Raw genomic sequence first — 6,032 nt, forward strand, 5'->3', positions numbered from 1 at the left:
CTTGGCGAATTATACATGGCAATACAGCAGCCCGCAAAGGCCGATCCCTACCTCCGGCAACACCTTGCGCTCGCCAAACAAAATGACGACCTGCAGGAGTTAACGGAAGCCACCTGGAACTTGTCAGAGAATGAAGCGGCATTAAAACATTTTGCAAAAGCCTTTGAATATAAAACACAATACAGCGCTTTCCGGGATAGTTCATTCAGGGCTTCTTCTGCGCGCAGTAATGCAGAAATGGAATCCAAATACCAGGCTGAAAAAAAGGAAAAAGAAATTGCTTTGCTAAAGCGAGACCAGGCGGTAAACGCAGCTCAGCTGATTACTGAAAAAACTACCCGCTGGGGCATCGTAGTGGTGTCGTCATTATTACTGGTGATTGGTTTGTTATTCGCCGTTCGTTTCCGGGGTGAACAAAAAGCAAAGCGGCTGGTGGAGATTGAAAAACTACGCAATAACATCGCGCGTGATCTGCACGATGATATCGGATCTGCGTTGTCGAGCATCAATATTAACAGCAGCGTAGCGCTTCACCGCGCTGATGAGCAAGCATTGGTTAAATCGCAACTAGAGAAGATCAAGTTTAATTCGGCAAAGATCATGGAAAGCATGGGCGATATAGTGTGGGCCATCAACCCTGGTAATGATGATATGGAGAAACTGATCATCCGCATGAAAGAATTTCTTGCGGAGATGCTGGAACCGTTGAACATCACCTATCATTTCCGTGAGCAGGGCAGTGCCGCGAGCCTGCCCCTGGCGATTGGCAAAAAAAAGGATATCTATCTCATCTATAAGGAAGCTGTTAACAATGCAGCCAAGTACAGTCATTGTAGTGAAGTTAAGGTCAACATTGCCCTAACTAGCAAGTTGCTCGAGTTGTCCGTTACGGACAATGGACAAGGTTTCGATCCTACGTCAACAAAAATGGGTAATGGCCTGCTAAATATGAAAGAACGTGCACTCGCCATGGGTGGCACGGTAGACATTGAAAGTATGGGTAATACAGGAACTACGGTTGTATTGCGCGTGCCTGTAGCGGGCTGACTACGCGGAAAAGCCTACTAAATGAAATGCTTTCAACAAGTAGCGCAATCCAAAAATACAGATCCTGATTATCTGTTCAGTATCTTGTTCAGGTCAACGGTATAAATATCTCCGAGGCCGTTGCCTGCAGATTGGAGGCGATGGTTAAATTCCTGGATGTTTTCGGCTCTGGCAGGAACCTGGTCATTCAAGTTACGCGTACTTGAAAAATAAAAAGTCTTTCCGTTGCGGGTCACTTTGGGAGACCATTCAATGCCATCAGAATTGAGTGGTGCATCCATCTTTACAGCTTTTGTCCACTGGCCCATTTTCTTAAAACTTATATAGAAATCCAGCCGGGCGAGTGACGAGGAAGTTGCATTGAATATTAAATAAGACTGATCGGGGGCGATGAAAGCTTCAAATTCGTTACCGCTGCTGTTGATGGCATCACCGAGGTTTTCGGGCAACTGGTAGTGGCCGTTGATATACCGGGAAGCATAGATATCGCTGCCACCACGATTGCTATCAGTTCGGGTAGAACCAAAATACATATCACCGTTATCGGCTAACGTTGGATAATATTCATCAGCTGGAGAATTGATGGGCGGGTCTAGATGCGTGAGCTGACCCGCCGATCCACCAGCCAGCGCCACTCTCCAAATATCCGTATTGTCTTTAGGCATTTCTGCGGGCGGTTCTGGTCGGTTCGACATAAAATATAAACTGCGGCCATCTTTTGACACAAAGGGGTCTGCATCCATGTATTTTCCCGAGAAGGGGGCGATGATGGGTTTTGTCCAGCCTCCATTGCGATGATAGGATACACATATAGCCGAGATTTTTAAATCGTTGCTCAGCTTAATAAAGTACAGGGTATCACCGGTAGGTGTAAAAGCGGGATGCGATTCATAGTCGCCCATGCTAATGATACCAGGTTGAAATATTTGCGGCGTGGGTTGCGCCCGTGCTTGGCTTAGAAAACAATACAGTATTGATACAAAGTACAATTTCTTCACGTTCGGGTTTTTATATACTTAAAGTTAGTCCGGATTAAAGATAAAAACTTAAACTGGTGAACCCACACCGCTACTCTCTAAGTTAACGAAGTGAATTGCGGGTGCTGCTGATATCTGATAATTAAGAAAAGATGTTGTTTTGTTTGCGTTGGAGATGACTGTCGGTAAACTCGGTTAAAACCCTGACGGGGCGGGGTCAGTAGCACCCACCTGCATCAGATTGACGAAAATTATAGGCAGGAACCTGTCAGTATCACCGCATAGTCCTTTAAATAAACGGAAATAAAAACGGTTGCAGGGTGATACCACGCGACGCAAGCTTGACCATTCTTTAAGATCCATTCTAAACGCAGACATGCCGTAACGTCATTTATATAGTGCTGCCAATCATAGTTAACAGATGACAGTAACTCCCGCGGTTTAGATGGACCTTATTTTTAGCGGCAATCGCTCATACTTTTTTGAAATCCTTAAAGAGCATTTCCTTTCAATCAATTGATGTGCAACCCAGGCTCTGTCAATGATAGGAGCAAATAGCAAGGCCGTTGCCAACAAGCTGATCAATTCTTCCTGTTCTAACAATTCCTTTCCATAAAAATGATAGGATTTCCCACTATCAAGTAAAAAACCCTTGAGTTTTAATGCCTTTAGCACGCCAATGCATATATTTTCGTTCGCAGCACTCACCGGAATGTGAAAATCGAGCAGCGGAAAATGTTTTATTTTACCATCGGCGAATGTAACCTTCGAACAAAATGTAAGATACATGTCTACTGCCTGCTGATCCACCAGAAAATTTGCTACGGTTGCCCTGGTAATCGAATAGGTCTTTTTTATTTTATTATGGAATTTGACCTCTCTTAAAAAAGACAGGTCCTCCAGCTTTGTATGAAAAAGACTAACATTAAAGCTATCCCAGAACGGAAAACTATAGGTCTCCCTTATTGTTAATGCTTTTGTGTAACTGCTTTTTAATTCTCCTTCCGTGTCAATGCGCTCCTGTAGCAGCTTATAGGCATGATGGCTATTGAAAGAAAACTCCTCAATATTGCTATGTAATTTTGCCAATTGATGTATGATATCGAGGCAGTTTATTTCATTTGCTTTCATATAAGACAGTTGTCAGGATTACGAACAGCTTTTTCAATTTTCCTGAATTTGTTGTAGTCAAACTCTTCATATCGCTGATCTCCTATCATCTGTTTGTCGGACAGTAAAATTTCTTTGGCAAGAAATTCCCCTTTACTCGGAAGCGGGTCGCTAACGCCTTCCAGTATCACGCATTTCAAAGTTTTGATCCCATTTCGGTAGGCATAACTCAGCCTCGTATTTCCTTCTACCACATAATAGTTATCACCAATTTTCTCAACTACCGGCGGTGTTATGAGTGTATATTTTCCGTCTAAAAGATTAAGTTTGGCAGGCGCAAAATGTTCTATACCGAATTGGGTATACAGTTCAAACAGATTTTGAATTTGGCGATATTTAAAACCCCTTACATATTTTGTGATAAAAATCAGTTCTGCAACATTCATTTCTTGAATAGTGATTATTACATTTTCGTTTTTATATTGTTTAACACTGCGAATCAGTTTTAGTAATTCTATATTGTCGACCTTCTCAATCAGTATGTTCTTAAGCGGTGTCGGCTTCCCGGTCAGTAAATTGTTTATCTTTTCCCGCATAAATTGAATGGCGTAAAAATCTTCTTCCCCTTTATACAACTTGGAATGATACGAGGTCAATCCGCTGTCTATCCTGTTTAAGACAATTGCCTTGCAATTTTCTTTTACATTTCCGTCAAATATCAATCCCCGCATGGGAAGGTTGTCAACCAGTACTACATTTACACCAAGTCCCTTTAGAAATCGTTGTCTAAAAGGGGAATGTGCCGGGTCATCGGTGCCACGCTGCAATAAAACAGATATCTCAGAACCATTGTATTTCCATTTTAAGAGAGTGGGAAATAACTCATATACCCAATCCGTATTAGTATCAGCGATCAATATTTCATCGTATTTATATTCTAAAGTTTGCGTAATGAAATTGTTGGTGTTAAATGAATCTTTTGACACGTCAATATTTTTAACGCGTGTATGAACCTTGACTAATTCATTGATAAAGAATTTGTGCGTCGCTTTTTGTCCTTGTTGAATTAAGAATTGGATATTTTCCTTTGTGATTTTATCAAAATCGGTAGAGGATATATCGCCTGTATTTATTGTAATGACATGGAGATCGTCTTGCAGGGAAAGTTGCAAATCAAGGTTCCCTTCCAAGGTTGTGTTAAGCAGCGCTTTGGTAAATCCCACAAAATCATTGAATTCATGATTCGAGGGATTGCTTTCTAAATTAAACGCTAACACACGATTATAGAGTTTGTCACTGTTATCTGAAAAAATGAATGAAGGGAGATTGCTTAATAAACCTCCATCTACGTACCGCATATTGATTGGCTGGAAAAAAAATGGGATATTACATGAGCATTGAACCGCTTCGCTAACATCCTTATTGGAACTTTTTTCCTGGCTATACACTTCAACTCCCCTTTTTACGATGTCGGTTACCACCACACTTGTGGGGATGATCAGATCTTTAAATTTGATTGGTTTTGATGCTTTCGGCAGGAGTTCTACCAGCTTTTCTTCAACCCAATTTTTCAAATATTGGGAATTGTATAGACCCAGATGCGTAAAAATATTATGATAGGTTTTAGTGACGTGCAACGGTATTCGTTTTATATAGTTCGAATACTTGGGAGCAGCATATTTTTCTAACGTAATGGGTGGATTTAAAAGCTTTCTAAAATCCAGCTCTGATATATATTTTTCAAGTTGCTCAGGAGAAGCGCCCGCACCAATGAATACTGCAACGATGGATCCGGCCGAAGTGCCAACCAGCTCTGAAAAAGACACGCCCCATTTCAATGCTTCTTTATAGGCACCAACGTATGCGCTTCCTTTGCAACCACCACCCTGAAACACGCCCAAGCAATTTTGGAAATATTTAGTTTTATGCTCCATAATGAATAATATGAACTACCGCCTTAGTAAGTTTTAATGAAAAGTACAGATTTTTTTTGTTGCATTGTATAAACTTCGGTTACAAGACGGCTCAAATAAACTAAACCAATCTTTCCTGCTGACCGTTTTTTGAACCAACTCTATTGTCACCCCTGGTTTGAATGCGTTTAGTGTTCCGGCTGGGTGGTTGCCATTCATCCGAACAATGGGGCGCGCTTCATCTCCAACAGCTTCTCATTTTTTTTCCTGTAAAACTGCCCGGTTAATAATGCGCAGCAATCTTGATTCAGCATTAGGAATACAACTATAATTATTTAATGCGTGCCAACATTGGTATGGACTAAGATTTATTCAAACCAATCCGCGGCAGCGCCTGGAAGATAAAACTAGTGGAGATAGTCATTGATAAAGGTCATTAAACTGCAAGGATGCCTACCAGGGAATCATACTGAATTGATTAGTCGATAAACCATTTGTTGTAAATCACTTAAAGTAAAATTGTAAAGTATAAACATGAATATACCACTTTTGGATTGCTATTGTTCTTTGGGGATACTGTAAAATAGCCTCTTGTGATCTGGCCGGGGAGTTACCAGTAAGGTTTCAATGGCAGGAAAAAGGTAATGCAGGGTAAGCCTGGCGAGAAATGCTACTGCCCATTAGCTGATGATAGACAACAATACTTGCTTTAAATTCAAAAATGGTTTACCAAAGTAAAAGGAAATGTTATTGCTGCATTGAAGTAACCTTTTTTCCTTGGGACAAGCTGCAGTTTTTTTCATTACATTTCGCTGCCTCCGTAGGTGAAATGCTTGAAGAAAAAGAAAGGACTCAATCAACCTATCAACCAGGATGTAAAAGACAGGTTGAAGTTGAAGTGAAATCTGTGTTGCATGATGACCCAGAAGCCAATACTGGTTAAGAAGGTCCATCATCAACGAAAAGAATAGTATAACAGGAAGGG

At 41.0% G+C, this 6,032-nt stretch carries 5 protein-coding genes; 2 read left to right on the top strand and 3 right to left on the bottom strand.

Features of this window, described 5'->3' with window-relative positions; genetic code table 11:
• Positions 1-1,047 (top strand): ATP-binding protein (locus tag ACE5CV_RS00320; protein WP_374948154.1); only part of this gene is annotated, 1,047 nt, incomplete at its 5' end.
• A 68-nt stretch (positions 1,048-1,115) separates the two neighbouring features.
• Here the strand turns inward: ACE5CV_RS00320 and ACE5CV_RS00325 are convergent.
• The 3 genes from ACE5CV_RS00325 to ACE5CV_RS00335 form a co-directional block, all read right to left on the bottom strand.
• A complete protein-coding gene (locus ACE5CV_RS00325) occupies positions 1,116-1,949 on the bottom strand; it encodes a TolB family protein (protein WP_374948155.1) in 834 nt (277 codons plus the stop codon).
• A 516-nt stretch (positions 1,950-2,465) separates the two neighbouring features.
• Complete coding sequence (locus tag ACE5CV_RS00330; RefSeq protein ID WP_374948156.1) at positions 2,466-3,155, bottom strand: hypothetical protein; 690 nt, start codon at positions 3,153-3,155, stop codon at positions 2,466-2,468.
• Positions 3,152-5,068 carry a patatin-like phospholipase family protein gene (locus tag ACE5CV_RS00335; protein WP_374948157.1) on the bottom strand — a complete coding sequence of 639 codons (1,917 nt, stop codon included), beginning with the start codon at positions 5,066-5,068 and terminating at the stop codon, positions 3,152-3,154. The genes ACE5CV_RS00330 and ACE5CV_RS00335 overlap by 4 nt, the downstream gene beginning before the upstream one ends.
• Positions 5,069-5,768: 700 nt before the next feature.
• Between ACE5CV_RS00335 and ACE5CV_RS00340 the strand changes: the two genes are divergently transcribed.
• Positions 5,769-5,990, top strand: a complete 222-nt coding sequence (locus tag ACE5CV_RS00340) for a hypothetical protein (protein WP_374948158.1) — start codon at positions 5,769-5,771, stop codon at positions 5,988-5,990.
• Positions 5,991-6,032 lie beyond the last annotated feature (42 nt).

The sequence above is a fragment of the Mucilaginibacter sp. genome, from assembly GCF_964263795.1.
GTDB lineage: Bacteria > Bacteroidota > Bacteroidia > Sphingobacteriales > Sphingobacteriaceae > Mucilaginibacter.

Excerpts from the sequence above, each read along its gene's own strand:
- ACE5CV_RS00330 (WP_374948156.1), bottom strand. The coding sequence starts at position 3,155 with ATGAAAGCAAATGAAATAAACTGCCTCGATATCATACATCAATTGGCA.
- ACE5CV_RS00335 (WP_374948157.1), bottom strand. The coding sequence starts at position 5,068 with ATGGAGCATAAAACTAAATATTTCCAAAATTGCTTGGGCGTGTTTCAG.
- ACE5CV_RS00325 (WP_374948155.1), bottom strand. The coding sequence starts at position 1,949 with ATGGGCGACTATGAATCGCATCCCGCTTTTACACCTACCGGTGATACC.
- ACE5CV_RS00340 (WP_374948158.1), top strand. The coding sequence starts at position 5,769 with ATGGTTTACCAAAGTAAAAGGAAATGTTATTGCTGCATTGAAGTAACC.